The organism is Nocardia carnea (assembly GCF_029869215.1).
Classification (GTDB): Bacteria; Actinomycetota; Actinomycetes; order Mycobacteriales; family Mycobacteriaceae; genus Nocardia; species Nocardia carnea_B.
The window spans coordinates 1-17954 of the sequence record NZ_JARWPM010000431.1; the positions used below are offsets into that span (position 1 = coordinate 1).

General features: G+C 67.9%; 15 protein-coding genes. 8 read left to right on the forward strand and 7 right to left on the reverse strand.

The annotated features are described in order from the left end of the window. Positions 1-80: 80 nt before the first annotated feature. Positions 81-1634, reverse strand: coding sequence for an AMP-binding protein (locus tag QH276_RS32355; protein WP_280407001.1), 1554 nt, complete (start codon positions 1632-1634; stop codon positions 81-83). Positions 1635-1685: 51 nt separating this feature from the next. Continuing rightward, positions 1686-2591, reverse strand: coding sequence for a cyclase family protein (locus tag QH276_RS32360; RefSeq protein ID WP_280396766.1), 906 nt, complete (start codon positions 2589-2591; stop codon positions 1686-1688). Positions 2592-3193: 602 nt separating this feature from the next. Here QH276_RS32360 and QH276_RS32365 point away from each other — a divergent pair. The 6 genes from QH276_RS32365 to QH276_RS32390 all read left to right on the forward strand — a co-directional run bounded on the left by QH276_RS32365 (position 3194) and on the right by QH276_RS32390 (position 10458). Then, positions 3194-4429 (forward strand): ABC transporter substrate-binding protein, encoded by a 1236-nt coding sequence (locus tag QH276_RS32365; RefSeq protein ID WP_280396758.1) that lies wholly within the window; start codon positions 3194-3196, stop codon positions 4427-4429. After that, positions 4426-5226 carry an ABC transporter ATP-binding protein gene (locus QH276_RS32370; protein WP_280396759.1) on the forward strand — a complete coding sequence of 267 codons (801 nt, stop codon included), beginning with the start codon at positions 4426-4428 and terminating at the stop codon, positions 5224-5226. Before QH276_RS32365 ends, QH276_RS32370 begins: the two co-directional genes overlap by 4 nt. Continuing rightward, a complete protein-coding gene (locus QH276_RS32375; RefSeq protein WP_280396760.1) occupies positions 5223-5930 on the forward strand; it encodes an ABC transporter ATP-binding protein in 708 nt (235 codons plus the stop codon). Before QH276_RS32370 ends, QH276_RS32375 begins: the two co-directional genes overlap by 4 nt. Positions 5931-5948: 18 nt before the next feature. After that, complete coding sequence (locus tag QH276_RS32380) at positions 5949-6833, forward strand: branched-chain amino acid ABC transporter permease (RefSeq protein ID WP_280396761.1); 885 nt, start codon at positions 5949-5951, stop codon at positions 6831-6833. Then, positions 6830-7954, forward strand: coding sequence for a branched-chain amino acid ABC transporter permease (locus QH276_RS32385; RefSeq protein WP_280396762.1), 1125 nt, complete (start codon positions 6830-6832; stop codon positions 7952-7954). Before QH276_RS32380 ends, QH276_RS32385 begins: the two co-directional genes overlap by 4 nt. A gap of 179 nt (positions 7955-8133) precedes the next feature. Further along, on the forward strand, positions 8134-10458 hold the full coding sequence (locus tag QH276_RS32390) for a serine/threonine-protein kinase (protein ID WP_280396767.1): 2325 nt from the start codon (positions 8134-8136) through the stop codon (positions 10456-10458). Between the two features lie 72 nt (positions 10459-10530). Here QH276_RS32390 and QH276_RS32395 read toward each other — a convergent pair whose 3' ends face one another. Beyond that, positions 10531-10683 carry a hypothetical protein gene (locus QH276_RS32395; protein WP_280396763.1) on the reverse strand — a complete coding sequence of 51 codons (153 nt, stop codon included), beginning with the start codon at positions 10681-10683 and terminating at the stop codon, positions 10531-10533. Between the two features lie 299 nt (positions 10684-10982). Beyond that, complete coding sequence (locus QH276_RS32400) at positions 10983-12191, reverse strand: fatty acid desaturase family protein (protein ID WP_280396764.1); 1209 nt, start codon at positions 12189-12191, stop codon at positions 10983-10985. A gap of 447 nt (positions 12192-12638) precedes the next feature. Between QH276_RS32400 and QH276_RS32405 the strand changes: the two genes are divergently transcribed. Further along, the gene (locus QH276_RS32405) at positions 12639-13226 is read left to right on the forward strand and encodes a hypothetical protein (protein WP_280396765.1); all 588 of its coding nucleotides are present in this window, start codon (positions 12639-12641) and stop codon (positions 13224-13226) included. Between the two features lie 109 nt (positions 13227-13335). On the opposite strand, the gene QH276_RS32410 is transcribed toward QH276_RS32405, so the two are convergent. The 3 genes from QH276_RS32410 to QH276_RS32420 all read right to left on the reverse strand — a co-directional run bounded on the left by QH276_RS32410 (position 13336) and on the right by QH276_RS32420 (position 16689). Then, entirely contained in the window at positions 13336-14274 is a 939-nt protein-coding gene (locus QH276_RS32410; protein WP_280407002.1) for a lysophospholipid acyltransferase family protein, read from the reverse strand. Next, positions 14264-15091, reverse strand: a complete 828-nt coding sequence (locus tag QH276_RS32415; RefSeq protein WP_280398370.1) for a GNAT family N-acetyltransferase — start codon at positions 15089-15091, stop codon at positions 14264-14266. The genes QH276_RS32410 and QH276_RS32415 overlap by 11 nt, the downstream gene beginning before the upstream one ends. 293 nt (positions 15092-15384) lie before the next feature. Further along, positions 15385-16689 (reverse strand): NAD(P)/FAD-dependent oxidoreductase, encoded by a 1305-nt coding sequence (locus tag QH276_RS32420; protein WP_280398369.1) that lies wholly within the window; start codon positions 16687-16689, stop codon positions 15385-15387. A gap of 111 nt (positions 16690-16800) precedes the next feature. Between QH276_RS32420 and QH276_RS32425 the strand changes: the two genes are divergently transcribed. Then, positions 16801-17658, forward strand: a complete 858-nt coding sequence (locus tag QH276_RS32425) for a LysR family transcriptional regulator (RefSeq protein WP_280407003.1) — start codon at positions 16801-16803, stop codon at positions 17656-17658. The last annotated feature ends 296 nt before the right edge of the window (positions 17659-17954 follow it).

Genomic DNA, 17954 nt, shown 5'->3' on the forward strand with positions numbered 1-17954 from the left:
CCCACCCCGGCGCCTCGCCCGCCGACCGCGCGGCATACGCGGTCATCACGTCGCGGGTCAAGGGCGCCACCGAGAATCCGTCACCGGCGATGTGGTGCATAACCAGCGCCAGCACGAATACGGCCGCTTCGTCCGCTTTTGAGTACATTCCCGCACCGTTTATCGGCTCGCGCCCCCCCTAATCCCCCCCGCCGCGGCACCTGGAAACCGGCGAGGTGCTCCCGGCAGCCGGCGATGATATCGGCGGCCGCCACGGTCACCCCGGGCCGCGGCACCACGACCGCGCAGACCACCTCACCCCACGTTTCGTCGGGGACCCCGACGGCAGCGGCCTCCGCCACCGCGGGATTCCGGTACAGCGCCTGCTCCACGGTGAGCGAGGCGACGTTCTCACCGCCGCTGATGATGAGGTCCTTCTTCCGGTCGACGATATAGACGAAACCCTCGGCGTCCTGCCGGACCAGATCTCCGGTACGGAACCAGCCGTCGGTGAAGGCGGCCGCCGTCGCCTGCGGATCGTTCCAGTAACCGATCGTCACCTGATCGGCGCAGACGACCATCTCGCCGACCTCACCGACCGCGACATCGGCGAAATCGTCGTCGACGACCCGGATATCGGCCAGCCGCATCGGTTTACCCGCCGACATCAGCAGGCCGGTCTCCCCGGCGGCCGCCCGACGATGCGCCGCGGCATCCAGATGCAGCACATTGCCGGCCAGTTCGGTCATCCCCATGCCCTGGTAGAAATCGCAGCCGAACCGCGTCAACCCCTCCCGCAGCACCGCCGCGGGAATCGCCGCCGACCCGTAACCGACCGCCTGCAACGAGGCCAGCGAACTGGTGTCCAGCGCGGGATCACGGAGCAGGAAACTGATCATCGTCGGCGCCAGACCGGTCTGCGTGACCTGCCATTCGTCCACCAGCCGGAGGAACGTGGCGTTGTCGTAGGTCCGGAGGAAGCCGACCGTGGCGCCCAGCAGGTGGTTGACCAGCGTGACGTATCCGCCCACATGGCACAGCGGGAAACAGAACAGGAATACCGTGTCCTCGGGCAGTTCCCATTGCAGCGCCGACGACGTGACTCCGGCGAGCAGGTTGCGATGGCTGAGCATCACTCCCTTCGGCATACCGGTCGTACCGCTGGTGTACACCAGCCACGCGGTCTCGTCGGCCGCCGGGCGTACCGGCGATTCCACGGCCCGCGCCCCGCCGACGAATTCCGTCCACGCCGCGGCGGTGTCGACGGGCCCACCGATGGACACCACAGTGTGCACCGTGGGGACTTCGGCCCGTATCCGCGCCACCAGATCGGCGAATTCCGCGGCGACGATCAGCACCCCGGCGCCCGAGTGCCGCAGCAGCGCCACCACCTGATCCGGATGGGACCGGAAATTCAGGATGGTCAGCACCATCCCGGCCATCGGCACGCCGTAGTAGCAGTCGAAGTACTCCGTGCAATTGGGTGAGAGTACGGCGACCCGGTCCCCCGGCGCGGCCACGCCGAGCAGGGCGTCGGCCAGCCGCCGGCTGCGATCCCGCAGCTCCCGGTAGCCGATCTGCTGATCTTCGAACCGTAAGGCGATCCGGTCCGGATGTTTACGTGCGCCGTATTCGACGATGTCACCGACCAGCACGGGCTCTGTTCCCTTCCCACCGCAGCATCATGATCGTGTCCGTTCCCGTCCTCATCGGATCGCCAGCGGGTTGATCGGCGAGCCGATACCGCGGGTGAACTGCAGCGGTGGGCCGGCGTAGAAGAAGTCGTAGCGGCCGTCGGCGGCGCAGGCCGCGGCCAGATCCTCGAAGTCGAGCATTTCGGCGAGGGTCATACCCATATCCCGGATGAGCACCATATGGAGTTCGAACGCGGAACCCGGATTCTCGCCGGGCATCACCTCGACGGCCCAATTGTCCGAACCGACCACTGCCACATCGCGTTCCTTCAGCCAGGTGGCACAACTCAGGCTCAGTCCCGGTTCGCCCGCCATGAACCCGGCGGCATCACGATCGGACAGGAACTTGCGGCGCCAGCCCGTGCGGATCAGCAGGATATCGCCCGCACCGATCGTCACCCCCTGGGCCGCGGCGACCTCGTCGAGTTCCGCGGGACCGATCGCACTGCCCGCCTCGAGCCAGTCCACGCCGCGTGCCCGCGCGATATCGAGCAGGACCCCGCGCCCGGCGATTCCCGCCGACTGGGTGTGGATACCGCATTTTCCGGCGCCCTTGACCGAGACACCGTCACCGGGGAAGCCGTTGTAGAGCTGGTCGTCGTAGTGCACATGGGCCAGCGAATCGTATTGCGATCCCGCCTGTAGCGGCATGAAGACGTAGTCGTCGGCCCATTTGAAACCGCCCGGAAGTACCTGCTCCTGGCCGTTCTCGGACATGAGCCGGATCGGGTTGATCCGCAAGCCACCCGGCTGTGGCCCGTCCCCGTCCAGCGGAATACCCAGCGGGAACACCTGGCCGGACCGGATCAGGCCGGCCGCGGCCGCGACCCGCTCCGGGGTGATGAGATTCGTGGTCCCCCGCTCGTCGTCACTCCCCCAGCGACCCCAGTTGCTCACTTCTCGCCCGAGCGTGCGCATATCGGGAACTGCAGGCACCGATGCCTCCTGAACTGATACTGACGTGACAGTCATGTCACTTTCTGCGGCTAGTGTGATCGCTGACACGCCGCCTGTCAAGAGTCGCCATCTACCCGGAGATCTCCACCGGCACGCAGCCGCCCGGACAGCAACGGCCGCCCCGAATGGATGCGACTCGACGGCGCTCACCCCATATCCGCAGCCATCCCGGCCGGCCGTAGACACCGCTGACCCGGCCGCCGCAGCACCACACGCCCGACTCGGCGGCGACGATTCGACACCAAGGGCACCTCGCCCACACCGGCCGACGAACTGCTCCCACTCCCCGAGTCGGGCGGTTGCGAACGCCGATCCCCGCCGGTCAAGCGCGGACCCGGACCCACTTCCCCGGCCGCATCCACGATCCACACAATCTCAGCCGGTTGACAGCACCGGTGTTCCCGGTCACACTCCCCTAAGCTGACATGACTGTCACGTCAGTATCGGGACGTGCCGAGGAGGCAGCATGACCGCGTTCGTCACCGCGAGGCGCGAATCGGTTGCGCGGCCCGCGAAGCGGTGATCCTGCCCCGCCTCCGTACCCCTCATCCCTGGGAGCGACTATGAAACGTACTCTCGCCGTGGGCCTCACCGCCCTGTGCGCCACCGCCGCCCTCACCGCCTGCGCCGGTCGCGATACCGCGACGGCATCGGGTGATTGCGATCCCGGTATCACCGACACCGAGATCAAGTTCGGCACCAGCCTCATGCAATCCGTGGCCGGCGCGCAGGCCGCCGCAGCGACGGCACTGTTCGACGAGATCAACGCCGCGGGCGGCGTCGCGATGGGCGACGGCAAATCCCGCAAGATCAGCTACACCGCCCTCGACGACGGCTACGACCCCGCGCGCACCGTCGGCAATGTGCGGTCACTGGTCGAACAAGAGCAGGTGTTCGCCATCCAGAATCTGGTCGGCACCCCCTCGACCCTCGCGGTTGTCGACTATCTGACCCAGAAGAACGTCCCGCTGGTGTTCCCGATGACCGGCACCGACGAACTCCTCGCCACACTCGACGAGCGGCCCGTGGTCGCCGGCGCGGTGAATCCGCAGACGGGGTGGGAGGTCGCCGAGCGAGCCGAGCAGATCCTGCGCGACCATCCGCAGGCGAAGATCGCCGTGCTCTATCCGAACGACAGTCTCGGGGCCGGCAGCCTGAGCGCGCTGAAGTCCGCGCTCGAGGGCAGCGGCACCCGGATCGTCGCCGAGCAGTCCTACGAGCAGACGACGCCGTCGGTGGATTCGCAGATCGTCAATCTGGCGAATTCCGGCGCCGATGTCTTCGTCAATTTCGCGACCGCGAGCTTCGTCACCCAGTCGCTGAAGAAGGCGAACGAACTGAGCTGGAAACCCGACACCTACATCTACTCGGGTGCCACCGATACCAATTTCGTCCTCGCGCCGGCCGGCCCGGGCGCCGCCGAGGGAATCCACTCCTTCTACTGGATCTACGACGTGAGCAGCCGGGAACACGACGCCCATCCGGGTGTGCAGAACTGGCGGGCGTTCGCCGAACGCAACGCGGGGAAGATCAAAACCACCGACACCATCGCGGCCACGGGTTACAACACCGCACAGCTGCTCGTCACCGCCCTCGAACAGATGCAGGGCTGCACCCGAGCCGACCTGCTCGCGGCCGTCGGGAATATGCGGGGCGTGACCACGGACCTGTCCATCGAAGGCGTTACCTTCGACACCACCCCCGGCTACCCGTACGTGATCACGTCCATGGCGCCGATGACCTTCCGCAACGGCAGCTGGCACTACGACGCTGTGGTCACCCGCAGCACCGAGGAATGAGCACCGTGCCGCAGACTCGGGCCGCCGGGGCGGTACCCGCGCTGCGCGTCGAGGAGGTGCGGCTGCGCTTCGGTGGCGTTGTCGCGCTCGACGGCCCCTCGTTCACGATCGAACCCGGCCGGATCATCGGGCTGATCGGCCCCAACGGCGCGGGCAAGACCACCCTGTTCAACTGCATCAGCCGGCTCTACCAACCCGATTCGGGACAGATCACGTTCGGTGACACCGATCTGCTGGCCCTGCCCGCCGCCGGAATCGCGGCGGCCGGTATCGCCCGCACCTTCCAGAACATCGGCCTGTTCCCCACGCTCTCGGTGGTGGACAACGTCCTCACCGGTGCATACTCCCGAACCCGGGCCGGCTTCGCCCGCACCGCGCTCGGACTGCCACCGACCCGGCGGGAAGAGCGCCGGGAACGCGAACAGGCGTGGTCCCTGCTCGATTCGATGAACCTGGCGCACCTCGGAGCGGAACCGGCCGGGAACCTGCCCTACGGCACCCTCAAGCGGGTCGAACTCGCCCGGGCGCTGATGCAGCAACCGGCGCTGCTGATGCTGGACGAACCGGCGAACGGGCTCATCCACGAGGAGGTGCTCGAACTCGCCGATACCGTCCGTGCCCTGCGCGACGAACGAGGGTTCTCGGTGCTGCTGGTCGAGCACCACATGGCCATGGTGATGTCGATCTCGGACCGGGTCGTGGTGCTCAACTTCGGCCGCAAGGTCACCGAGGGCGAGCCCGCCGAGGTCGCGGCGCATCCGGAAGTCGTCGAGGCGTACCTGGGAGGTGCCGCGTGAACCTGCTCAGCGTCGAGGGGCTGCATGCCCGTTACGGCAGTGCGGAAGTACTGCACGGCATCGACTTCGCGGTACCGGCCGGCGAGGTGACGGTGGTCCTCGGCGCGAACGGCGCCGGGAAAACCACCATCCTGCGGTCGATCTGCGCGATGGTGCACACCACCGGGCGGATCGTGTTCGACGGACGCGATATCGCCGGGCTGCGCACGGATCGGATCGCCCGGCTCGGTATCGCGCATGTACCGCAGGGCCGCGGGACATTCGGCGATCTGACCGTCGAGGAGAACCTGCGGATCGGCGGGTACACGACCTCCACGGCGGCCACCGAACAGGCGATCGACCGGTGGTACGACTTCTTCCCCCGGCTGCGCGAACGCCGGCGCCAGCCCGCCGCAGGGCTCAGCGGCGGGGAACAGCAGATGCTGGCCATCGCCCGGGCCCTGGTGGCCGGACCGCGACTGCTGTTGCTCGACGAGCCTTCACTCGGGCTGGCGCCCCGTATCACCCAGGAAGTGTTCCGGGCCCTCGCCAGGATCAACGCGGACACCGGCACCACCATCCTCGTCGTCGAACAGAACGCCCATCTCGCTCTCGGGATCGCCACCTCGGCGGTGCTCGTCGACGCCGGGCGCGTGGTCGACCGGCGGCCCGCGCACAGTCTCGCCGGCGACGAATCGCTGCGGCGCGCCTACCTCGGATATTGAGCACAGGAGAAAGTGGTCATGCAGGTATTTCTGCAACAAGTGGTGGACGGGCTGACGTGGGGTGCGCTCTACGCCGCGTTCGCGCTCAGTATCGTCCTGGTCTACCGGGCGTCCGGGATCGTGAATTTCGCCCAGGGCGAGATGGCGATGTTCTCGGCGTTCTTCGCCTGGCAGTTCCATCACTGGGGCGCTCCGCTGTACCTCGCCGTCCTGGGGGCGATGGCGGTGGCGTTCCTCGGCGGCGCGGTCACCGAGCGGGTGCTGATCCGCCCGCTCGCCGGATCGCCGAACCATATGCCGCTGGTCATCATCACGCTCGGATTGATGTTGCTGCTCAACAGTGCGGCCGGGTGGATCTGGGGCGTGCAGAGCCGCGAGTTCCCGGCGCTGGTCGCGGGTCCGGTGCTCACGCTGGGCCCGGTGGTGCTGTCGCGGCAGTCCGTGGTGATCGTGGCGGCGGTGGTGGTGGTCGCCGCCCTGCTGTTCGTGCTCTTCCAGCGGACTCGGATCGGATTGGCGATGCGGGCGGCCGCCGGGAACCCGGATTCCGCGCAACTGGTCGGAGTGCCGGTCGGCCGGATGCTGACGCTCGGGTGGGGACTTGCCGCCGCCATCGGCGCGCTCGCCGCCTCGCTGGCGGCGCCCCAGCTGTTCTTGCAACCGAACATGCTGGTCGCCTCGCTGATCTACGCGTTCGCCGCCGCGGTCCTCGGCGGCCTCGACAGTCCGGTCGGTGCGATCGTCGGCGGGCTGTGTGTGGGAGTCGCCGAGAACCTCGCCGGAACCTATATCTCCTGGATCGGACACGATTTCAAACAGGCGGTGGCGCTCGTCCTGATCCTCGGGGTGTTGCTACTGAAGCCCGAAGGCCTGTTCGGCGCCCGGAAGGTGGCACGGGTATGAGAATCCTCGAACAACTGCGCCGGCCCCGCGCCGAACTCGACGCGCCGGTATGGCTTTCCCGGGCGACGGTGATCCTGATCGTTCTCGTCGCCGCGGTGGCACCGCTGGTATCCGCGCCCTATGTGAATTTCGACCGGTCCATGGTGCTGGTGTACGTCGTGGTCGGACTGGGGCTGAACCTGTTGACCGGCAACACCGGTCAGATCTCGCTGGGTCACGGCTTCTTCTTCGCGCTCGGCGCGTACCTGAGCGCCGTACTGGTGGAGCACCACGGCGTTCCGTATCCACTGCTGATCCCACTCGCGTTCGCGGTCTGCTACGTCGTCGGGTACTTGTTCGGACTACCGGCCCTGCGGCTGCACGGACTCCAGCTCGCGCTCGCCACCCTGGGTCTCGCACTGGTGACGCCGGCGGTCATCAAACGGTTCGAACATGTCACGGACGGGCACGCCGGCATCAACATCTCCGCCGCCGAAGCCCCGGAATTCACCGGACTGGAACGCGATCAGTGGGTCTACTACCTGTGCCTGGCCGTGGCGCTCCTCGCGTACCTGGTGGTGCGCCGGCTCGCCACCGGCCGGATCGGGCGGTCGCTGCTCGCGATCCGCGACTACGAGGCGGTCGCCACCACGCTCGGTGTCCCCGCGACCCGCACCAAGACGACTGTGTTCGCGTTCAGTGCCGCACTCGCCGGGGCGGGCGGTGTGCTCTACAGCTTCGTCGTCCAATACGTGGGACCGGAGGCGTTCGGGCTACCGCTCGCGATCGCCTTCATCACCATGATCGTCGTCGGCGGCCTGGGCACGGTACCCGGTGTGGTGTTCGGCGCGTTCTTCGTCGTGTATGTCCCGCAGTGGACCGCGGATATCGACCAGTCGGCCGCGGGAATCACCTACGGCGCGGCGCTGATCCTGTTCATCTTCGTTCTCCCCTTCGGGGTGATCAGCCTCGTGCGGTGGGGGCTGGGACCGGTGGTGGCAGGTATCCCCGGACGCCGGCGCCGCAACCGTCCGGCAGCCGGCGTCTCCCGCGGTCGTTCGGTGGTCGGCCCGGCACGTTCACTGCCGGACGAACGAGGGGCCGGTGTCGGCTCGAAGGCTCCGCGCCTGCCCCGGCACTGAACTCCACGATGATCACGTCGGCTCGGCCGGCTTCGGGTACTCGGGGACGTTGCCGCCACGACCGGCGCCGCGCGGGCGCGCGAGCCGGCGGGCGCGCGGTCGCCGATGTTGCCCGCGCGTGCGGAATACGGTGTGATCATCGGACCGGCGTGGACGGGAGGAATCGGACGTTGGCCACGATGACGCCCGGATCGGTATTCGCCGGTTATCTCATCGAACGTCTGCTCGGCGCCGGTGGTATGGGTGAGGTATACGCCGCCCGGCATCCGCGGTTACCGCGATCGGACGCGGTGAAGGTACTTGCCGCGCCGCTCGCGCGGGACGACTCCTATCGGCGCCGGTTCGAGCGTGAGGCCGATCTGGCGTCGCAGTTGTCGCATCCCGGCATCGTCGGCATTCACGACCGTGGCGAATCCGACGGGCGGTTGTGGATCGCGCTGGAGTTGATCGACGGTCTCGATGTTTCGGCGATTCTGCGGGCTGCGCCGGGTGGGTTACCCGTGGCCGATGTGGCGCGCGCTGTCACCGAGGTGGCCGACGCACTCGACTACGCGGGCGCCCGTGGGCTGGTTCACCGGGATGTCAAACCCGCGAACATCCTGCTCGCCGGTACGGGTCATTATCTGCTGACCGATTTCGGGATCGCCCGGAAAGGTTTGGAGACCTCGGATCTCACCGGCACCGGCCTGACCGTCGGCACTGTCGCCTACGCCTCACCGGAGCAGATGCAGGGACTCCCGGTCGACCCGCGATCGGATCAGTATGCGCTGGCCGCCACTGCTTTCCATATGCTTACCGGGACACAGCCGTTCACCGGGACCAACCCGGTCGCGGTGATCATGGCCCATGCGCAGCAGCCGGTGCCGAGCGTGCGCGGGTACCGGCCGGATCTCTCACCGCACGTCGATTCGGTACTGGCCCGGGCGCTGGCGAAAACACCGGAGCAGCGGTTTCCCAGCAGCAAGGATTTCGCGGCCGCACTCGCTCATGCCCTGCTGTTGCCGCCGCGGGCTCCGGCCGGCCGTTATCCGGCAACAAGAACCGCCCCGGCCACGGGAAGTGGACAGCAGGACCGGCTTCCGCCGGCATCACCGCCGGTGCTCCGGGAACCGCGGACGACCCGCCGCCGGACCGCACTGCTCATCGGAGCTTCGGTCGCCGCGGCGGTGCTGGTGGTGGCCGGCGTGCTCGGAGTGCGGGCAACTGAGCAGAACGCGGTAGCCGGGGAAGCGGCGCAGTTGCCCCGCCGGCCGGTGACGCCGATCCTGCCGGCACTGAACAGCCGGCCGGACAGTCCGGTCTGGACGCTGCAGGAAACCCCCGGCCCACCCGGCTCCGAGGTACAGGACACCGTAGCGCTCGGCGGGGACGCCGAAATCGTCCTCGTGCACCGCGAAGTCCGCCTGGCGGACGGCAGCACCCTCGACTACCTCGATATCGTCGATGCGAACACCGGCCGGCTGCGGGAGGGCACCGCACCGATCGAGGTCGACGCGCGTCAGCGGAATCTGGACCGATGCGTGGTCGACGACACCCGTTCGGCCGCCGCCTGCGGTCTGCAGGGCGCGGCGGTACCGGATGATGCCGTCGTGGTCATCGATCTCGCGACCGGCCGGATCGTCAGCACCATTGCCGCTCGGGAACATGTTTTCGATCTGACCGCCGCCGGCGAACGGTTCGTATTCGTGGACAGCACCGATGACGGGTGGCCGCCGATGTTGCGGTCCGTCGGTACCGACGGCCGGGAGCTGCCGGCGATCAGCTGGCCCGATGCCCGGCCCGCACTCGAAACCCATCATTGGATCGACGTATTCGAGGTGGCCCGGCTGGCGGTGATCAAATCCGCCCCGGCCCCGGCGCAGCCGCTCTCGAAATGGGAATTCCGGGTGATCCGGCTCGAAGACGGCCGCGAGGTGTTCCGGCGCGATTCGGCCGAGGAGATCGGCAACGATCAGTGGAACGTTTTCGCCGACGGTTTCCTTGTCGCCGAGGGCGGCTCCCCGCCCGCGGTATACGACCGCGACGGCGCCGAAACCACGGATATCGCGGCGGGCTGGCACCCGAGCCCGCACGTACCGACCGCCTTCGAGGACGACCCGGTCGAAACGCCGGTACCGATCGTCGTCCGGATCGACGGTGACAAGACGACGTATGCGGGGATCGGCCCCCGCACCGGGACCGTGCTGTGGGAGCACGAGTCCTCCGGCGAGGAAATCAGTTCCGAAACGCTGCGGCTACGCGGTATCGGCACGTTGATCGCCACCTCGGACTCGGGTCGGGTGATCGACGCCTACACCGGTGAAGCCGTGATCCCCGGCTACATACCGCGGGGTGCGCCGCTCGGCACCGACGGCGCCCGGATCGCCGTGGCCACCGAATCCACCGGTGCGGGCCACTCACTGGAGGTGTGGGACGCCACCGATCAGGTATGGGAGATCACCAGCGAGTACATACCGGTCGCGATCGGCGGCAGGATCTATATCGGGAATCTGCGAATCTTCTGACCCGGCCGCGGGGAGCGGATCACCACCCACCCGCGCTCGATGCTCGTGCCGGTCGACGGCTCGCCGGTGCCGTCAGGGCCGCTCGGCGCCCTCGTCGGCTACCGTCTCGCCGGCGGCGCGGTGCTCGCCGGCGGCGTTGGAGAACACCGGCTGGTCCGCGATGGCCGGGGTCGGATAGACCTCGGGTTCTGCGGGGACGTGACTGAACAGATTGTTCTCGTGCATAAAAAACTCCGGTCGTAGATGGTGTCGCGAAGGGCGCACGGCGTGGTCGCGGCGGGCGGCGCGGGCCTCGGATATCCGGCCGGTACGCTGCCCGGCCCTATCCGCCTGTGGAGCCGGATGCCGGTTGTGCCGCGCATCCCGGCATCCCGCTCGGTCGTCATGGGCAGCGCCCGGGTCCCGATCGGATCCGGTGCTGTGATCGATACTCCTGACTCGGCCCGGGGGGACCGGATTGCGCGTCAACCCGATGGTCCAGGGCCCGCGGCACGGGGGTGCGCGGGGACAGGGCCCTCTCCACCCTACGCGCTACCGCCCGGGGCCGTCGTCTTTCCCCGCCGCAACGCGGTGCGCAGGCCGCCCACCGGTGATGTTTCGCCGCCGCGGCCCCCTACCGCGAATCTGCGTTCGGAGGCCGTTTCGGGCGCATCATCGGCGGTCGCGGTCAGCAGGCTATCCGGTAGCGCGAGTTTGTGGATCGTGCGCAGACTGAGCAGGGCCTGCCGCGGGAGCGGCCCCGTCGTATACGGCAGATCGTATTTTTCGCAGACTTCCCGCACGCGCACCGCGATCTGCGGATAGCGGTTGCTCGGCAGATCCGGGAACAGGTGGTGTTCGATCTGGTGGGACAGATGCCCGCTGAGAAAGGCGAGTACCGGTCCGGCCGCGAAATTCGCGGTGCCGAGCATCTGCCGTAGATACCATTGCGCGCGCGTCTCGTCGTGTACCGCACCGGGTTCGAACTTCTCCGCGCCGTCGGGGAAATGACCGCAGGAGATCACCAGATACGCCCACAGGTTGCGGATCAGGTTGGCGACGGCGTTCGCAGCCAGTGTGCGGCGCCACCGGCGGCCGCTCAACGCGGGGAAGACCACGTAGTCCTTACCTACCTGCCGGGCGATCTTCGCCGCCAGCCCGCGGCCGCCGCCACCTGCCGGCGTGCGCCCGAACTTGCGTTCCAGATACCAGCCCTGCGACGCGATTCCCCATTCGAAAGTGGCCGCCAGCAGGACGTTCCGCAGGGGTTGCAGCAGATGCCCGGGCCGCCAGCGCTCGTCACGGGTCACCCGCATGACGCCGAACCCGATATCGTCGTCGAGCCCCAGCACGTTGGTGTAGAGGTGGTGCCGGTAGTTGTGGGCGTGCCGCCACTGCGCGGAGAGACCGGCCATATCCCACTCCCACGTGGTGGAGTGGATTTCCGGATCGTTCATCCAGTCCCACTGGCCGTGGCTCACATTGTGGCCGATCTCCATGTTCTCGATGATCTTCGCCAGTGCCAGGCCGCCGGTACCCGCGAGCCGGCCGGTCCGCCGCCGGCTGTAGCCGATCAGCAGCCGGGAGACCGCGTCCAGGGCCCGCTGGGCGGCGATGGTGCGCCGGATATACCGCGCGTCGCGGGCGCCGAGAGCGTCCACGATCTCGCGCCGGATCTCGTCGAGTTCGCTACCGAGCGCCTCGATTTCAGTGGCGCTCAAATGCGCGTACACCGCCACCTGGCCTATCGCCATACTTCACTGCCCCGCAATCCTGGGTAGTCGATCGGTTCGCCGGAGCCGGAACCGTCCTGAATCACCACCGGCACCGGCCACCGGCGGCCTTGTCGATATCGCTGCCGAACGGCCACCGCCCACGCCGGCGGACCTGCTCGGTTGACGTCTCTGCTGATCTCGGGAGCGAAGCGGGCTGTGCGCGCCCACTGGGAACCACCGTAGCCGGGTTTCCCGGCGACAGCCCACAACGGCCCACCCGACTCGCGGCTCCGGGAGCCACCCACGTGCCGGAACACCACGCCGGTGTCCGGTAACGCCGGGCCGCTGTAACCGGAAACGGCCAACACAGAATTACCTATTGATCGTACCGTTAGTCAGCGGTACGGTAGATGATGTATCGATAAAGCGCCCACAGGGTGCTCCGCCCCGCAGCTCCACCGGGGCGTGACGAGTGAGGACTCCACGATGAACCGAACCCCCGCACAGCGCACCCGCCGTATCGCCGCCCGCATCGCGGCCCTCGCGGTCATCGCCCTCGCGCCGGTCGCCGTCACCGCCGGCACCGCCCTGGCCGACCCGGTCACCGCGACCACGATCAGCGATTCCGACGATTCGAGCGGCTTCGGCAACGACGACAGCCACGGCTTCGGCGACAACAATTTCGGTGACAACGACTCCGGCGATTACGGCGTCGGCGACAACGACTACGGCTGGGACGACAACGGCAACTACGGCTATCGCGACCACAACCAGCACAATTACGACGGCTGGAACGACGAGTTCAACACCGGCGGCAACGGCTACGCGAACCATGATTCGCATCCGGGATACGGCGGCAACCGGGGTAGCGACTACGACGCGCCGGTCGACTGGGATCGGGAGAACCACGGCGGCAGCACCCCGAACCAGACCTGGAACGTGCCCAACCCCTACATCCCGCCGGCACCGCCCGCGGTCCTGCCGATACCGCAGGTACAGCTGCCGGCGCTGCCGCATCTGCTGTTGCCGGCGATCGGACTGCCGGGCCTTCCCGGCACCGGGAGCGCCTTCTGATCCAATCGCACCACGTTACCGTTATACAGCGGTACATACATGAGCGACCCATCAGAAGCGCAGGAACGGCCGGGCCCGTTTCCGGACCCGGCCGAAGCCCCGCGTTCGATCAGGCGGCCGGTGTGGCCACCGCCTTCGTCAACTGCCGATCGGCCGCGGCGAGCACCGCGTGCGCGGCATCGGAAAGTTCTTCCGCCCGCACCGCCAGCTCGCACCGCCGCGCCAGATCCTTCCGGTCGTCCCCCGGCTGCTCGACGGGCGCCAGTACGACCTCGGCGGTGAGACCTCGCGCCCGCAGCACCCGGGTCACCGAACCGAGCAACGTATCGTCGCCCACGAACCCCGGGACGGTCGATCGATGACCGTGCCGGTCCAGATAGCGCAGCCGTACCGGCTGCACCGGGGTCCCGGTGTCCACGGCGGCCTGGAACAGCGCGGGCCGCAGCTTCCCGTAGGCCCGGCCGCACCAGGTGGTGCCCTCGGGGAAGAATCCGATCCGCTCACCGGCGACCAGCCGCTGCCCCACCTGCTCCACCACATCCGGTAGCTGCCGCAGCCGCTCCCGCTCGATCGGGATGACCCGCATGATCCGGGCCAGCCGCCCGAGCAACGGCCACTCGATCAGATCCGCACGCGCCACGAACGCCAGCGGTTGTACCGACGCCAGTACGATGATGTCGGCCCAGCCGATATGCCCGCAGGCCACCAGGACACCGGTACCGGACGGCGCGAACAGCGAACGCCCCGCACCGCCGCGGCGATCCACGACTCGCAGGCGGATACCGCAGCTGCGCAACAACATTCCCGCGAACCTCCGCTGCACCACCGACCGCCGCGACGGCGGCGTGACGATATGCACGAACGGATAAGCGGCCAGTATCGACAGCGCACTCACGGCCCGCAGCCCGGCACGCAGCACACCGACCTCGGCGCTGTGCTGCACACAGCCGGGCCCGCACGGGCTTGCGGGCATCCACGAATGCTGCGGTAACGCTACTTCGGTGGACTGCTCTTCCAGTGCCTTACCCGGCATCGGTTCACCGCCCACCGTCGAAATTCGCGGCCGCGCCGCGCAACCGGTCCAGATAGCGGGTGTTGATCGTGTCGAGCCCCAGCAGCACCACGAAATCTGCCACCGCGAAATCCGGGTCGTGCGCGGGTTCCCCGCAGATCTCGGCGCCGAGCCGCAGGTATCCGTTGAGCAGCGGCGGCAGTTTCGGGCGGGCGGGCGCGGGCAGATCGTCGAGCGCCACTCCGTCCACCACCACCGGGCGGTAGGGCCGCACCCGCTTCTCCGGTGCGCACGCATGCTTGCTCAACAGCAGGTCGCGCACTCCGCGTACATTCACCCCGGCCGGATCCTCCGGCCGGTTGCGCATGGGCACCGACGCGCAGCCCATCACCCAGTCGTAGCCGGTGAGCTGGATGTAGTGCAGGATCCCGGCCCACATGAGGGTGAGGACCGACCCGTTGCGGTGTTCGGGCACCACACAGGCCCGGCCCATCTCGACGATCCGCATACCGGCCGGATCCAGCGCCGTCAGGTCGAACTCGGTGGCCGTGTAGTAACCGCCGGCCGCCGCGACCTTGTCCGGCGGCAGCATCCGGTAGCAACCGACGAATTCACCGGTGACCTCGTCGCGGACCAGCATATGGTCGCAATGGTCGTCGAATCGGTCCGCGTCCAGCCCCGTACCGTCGTCGGGAATCTGGAAACCGGGTTCGCTGGCGAAAACGTTGTACCGCAGTCGCTGCGCCGCGATGCGATGGTCGGTATCGGAGGAGACGATCAGTGCGTATCGGGACCGGTGATCCTCGCTGCCGGCCGGTCGAGCCGGCGCTGTCAGCACGGACGTAATAGCCATAAGGCTAAGGAGGCCAGTCCGAGACTGCGCCGGAGCGTCCGTGAAGTGTCGCCGGTATGCCGGTTCGGTTAACGAGATGTAGATCACACCAGGCGTTTACCAGCAGGTTCCCCGAAGTTCGCCCACTGGGCCGGTAGTGGACGCATCGCACCGGGAACCGTACGGATCACCGAACCCGTTGATAATTACCCGGCCGACCGATTCCGCGCTACCACCGGTCCCTACGGAGCGGAAAGGCCACCCGCCGCGCGGCACGGCGGGTGGTGTGGATCAGGCCGGACCAGCTCCGAGCACTATGCGACAAAGCGTTCCGGTTCCGCGACCCGGGCGCGCCACTGCCCGTCGACTTCGTCGAACCCGGGCCGGCCGGTTCCGATGAACGACACCAGCCACGACAGCACCGCCGCGAACCGGTTGCGGAAGCCGACCAGATAGAACAGGTGTACCGCCAGCCAGATGAACCACGCGATCGGGCCGCGGAAGGTGATGCGTTCGTTGAGTTTGGTGACGGCGCTGAACCGGCTGATCACCGCCATGCTGCCCTTGTCCCAGTACACGAACGGCGTGCCGGGGTGTTTGTCGCGGCTGATGATATCGGCGGCGTGGCGGCCCTCCTGCATGGCGACCGGCGACTGGCCGGGATAGCCGTTGAGCGAGGTCATATCGCCGATCGCGTAGATATCGGCGTAGCCGCCGACGGTCAGGTCGGGGTTGATCAGCAAGCGGCCGGCGCGGTCGGTTTCGCAGCCGGTGGCTTCGGCGAGCAGTTTCGCGAACCCGCCCGCCTGCACACCCGCCGACCACACGATGGTCTCGGCTTCGATCTGCCGCTGGGTGCCCTCTTTGTCCTTGACCGTGACCCGCCCGTCCTCGATATCGGTCACGAAGGTGCCGAGCAATACTTCCACGCCGCTGCGGGTGAGCGATTTCTTCGCGTATTCCGAGAGTCCGCCGCCGAACGGCGGCAGCACCGCACCCGCGCCTTCCACCAAGGTGACCGAGACATCCTCGTGGTAGTAGCGCTTGGCGAGTTCCTTCAGCTGCCCGGCGACCTCCACACCCGTGGCGCCGGCACCGACCACCACGAACGACAGCAACCGCTTACGGGTTTCCGGATCCGCGTCGGCCGCTTCGGCGAACACCCGCTGGATCTGGGCGCGCAGCAACTTCGCGTCGTCGATGGTCTTCAGTGAATAGGTTTTGTCGGCGAAGTCGTCACGCCCGAAATACGACTGGCTGGCGCCCGTCGCCGCGATCAGCGAACCGTAGCGGATGCGCCGGCTTCCCTCTGGGGTTTCGTAGGTGAGGATCGCGGCATCGGGCTCGATGGCCGTGACCTTGCCCAGCCGCACATCCGCCTCCTTGTGCCGGCGCAGGATGTTCGCGATGGGGGGTGCGATCTCATCGGACGCCAACACCCCGGTGGCGACCTGGTACAGCAGCGGCTGGAACAGGTGTTCCGGCGTGCTCGAGATCAGGACATAATCGACACCCGCCTTCGCCAGCTGCTTGGCGGCGGCGAGCCCACCGAAACCCGATCCGATGATCACGACATCCGCGTACTCGACGCCGGCGCCGATCTCCGTGACGTTCTGCATGACAACCTCCTTCACTCATGAGGAACCGTCATCCAGAACCAAGATATTTCAGGGTTCAGGGCGCATAATTGAGATGACTCTTATCTGATCTCGTCATGAATGAAGGTGGAGATGGAACTTCGGCAGCTCACGTACTTCGTCGCGGTGTGCGAGGAGCTCAGTTTCAGCCGGGCCGCGGCCCGCTGTTTCATCTCGCAATCGGCGATCAGTCATCAGATCGCCCGGCTCGAGCACGACCTCGGCGTCCAGCTCTTCGAACGCTCGACCCGATCGGTCGTCCCCACCGACGCGAGCACAAGGTTACTACCGCTAGCGAAGCAAATGCTAGGGCTCGAATCGGCGATCCGGGCGTCGATCCGCACCACCGGCCCACGGGTGCGGCTCACGGCGAATATGTCCTTTGCCACGAGATCGCTGTCGGCGATCGCCGGCGCCCGCGAGGCCCATCCGGGCGCGGAGATCGAATTCGTCATCAAACCCTTCCGCCAGCGGGTGGCCGCGGTGGCCGACGGCGACTGCGATCTGGCGCTGATCCGCGGCAGTGTGCAACAGGCTGGCCTGATCGTGGAACAACTGTGGGTGGAGGATCTCACCCTCGCCACCGCCCCCGCGCACCCGCTGGCCGGCCGCACCGATGTCACCCTCTCCGAACTCAGCGCCTATCCGCTACTGCTCCCCCCGGAATCCGAGCAGGTCCTCATCCACAATGTCATCCGCGCCGCCTTCGCCGACCTGCCCGTCGGCCCCACCTACGGCCCGCCGATTCCCCCCGACCACACGGCCACCATGGAACTGATCAACCACCCCGACGCCTGGACCGCGCTCTACGCCAACAGCTCGACCGAGGGTATCGCCACCCTCGCCCTGGCCGACCAGCGCCTGCGCATCCCGGTCTCCGCGGTCCTGCGCGCCGACACCCGCCGCACCCCGATCCTCACGACCCTCCTGGACGGGTTGCGCGGAACCTAGCACGAGGACCGAGGGGATCCTCCGATCCATACCGACGGGTCCCGAGGCGGGCTTTTCGCCCGACCGGTTCGGCCCCGCGCACCGCAGGGCGCTCCCGAAGCGCCGAGGAATCCGCGCGTCTGCCGACCGCGCCGAGTCCGCCGTGCCGCACGTAAACGACCGGCCCCGTGGCGGGGCGCCCCCGGGCCGTGGGGCCCCCCGGGGGCCGGGCAGTGGGCGGCACGGGAGGTGTCACAGGCGGGTGGGGGCGGGGTGTAACCCGAACCCCCGTGGCGGGGGGCCCCACCACGGGGTGT

Bases quoted from the DNA above. Each gene is read 5' to 3' on its own strand.
- QH276_RS32360 (WP_280396766.1), bottom strand. From the start codon at position 2,591: ATGCGCACGCTCGGGCGAGAAGTGAGCAACTGGGGTCGCTGGGGGAGT.
- QH276_RS32365 (WP_280396758.1), top strand. From the start codon at position 3,194: ATGAAACGTACTCTCGCCGTGGGCCTCACCGCCCTGTGCGCCACCGCC.
- QH276_RS32370 (WP_280396759.1), top strand. From the start codon at position 4,426: ATGAGCACCGTGCCGCAGACTCGGGCCGCCGGGGCGGTACCCGCGCTG.
- QH276_RS32380 (WP_280396761.1), top strand. From the start codon at position 5,949: ATGCAGGTATTTCTGCAACAAGTGGTGGACGGGCTGACGTGGGGTGCG.
- QH276_RS32385 (WP_280396762.1), top strand. From the start codon at position 6,830: ATGAGAATCCTCGAACAACTGCGCCGGCCCCGCGCCGAACTCGACGCG.
- QH276_RS32390 (WP_280396767.1), top strand. From the start codon at position 8,134: ATGACGCCCGGATCGGTATTCGCCGGTTATCTCATCGAACGTCTGCTC.
- QH276_RS32395 (WP_280396763.1), bottom strand. From the start codon at position 10,683: ATGCACGAGAACAATCTGTTCAGTCACGTCCCCGCAGAACCCGAGGTC.
- QH276_RS32400 (WP_280396764.1), bottom strand. From the start codon at position 12,191: ATGGCGATAGGCCAGGTGGCGGTGTACGCGCATTTGAGCGCCACTGAA.
- QH276_RS32405 (WP_280396765.1), top strand. From the start codon at position 12,639: ATGAACCGAACCCCCGCACAGCGCACCCGCCGTATCGCCGCCCGCATC.
- QH276_RS32415 (WP_280398370.1), bottom strand. From the start codon at position 15,091: ATGGCTATTACGTCCGTGCTGACAGCGCCGGCTCGACCGGCCGGCAGC.
- QH276_RS32420 (WP_280398369.1), bottom strand. From the start codon at position 16,689: ATGCAGAACGTCACGGAGATCGGCGCCGGCGTCGAGTACGCGGATGTC.
- QH276_RS32425 (WP_280407003.1), top strand. From the start codon at position 16,801: ATGGAACTTCGGCAGCTCACGTACTTCGTCGCGGTGTGCGAGGAGCTC.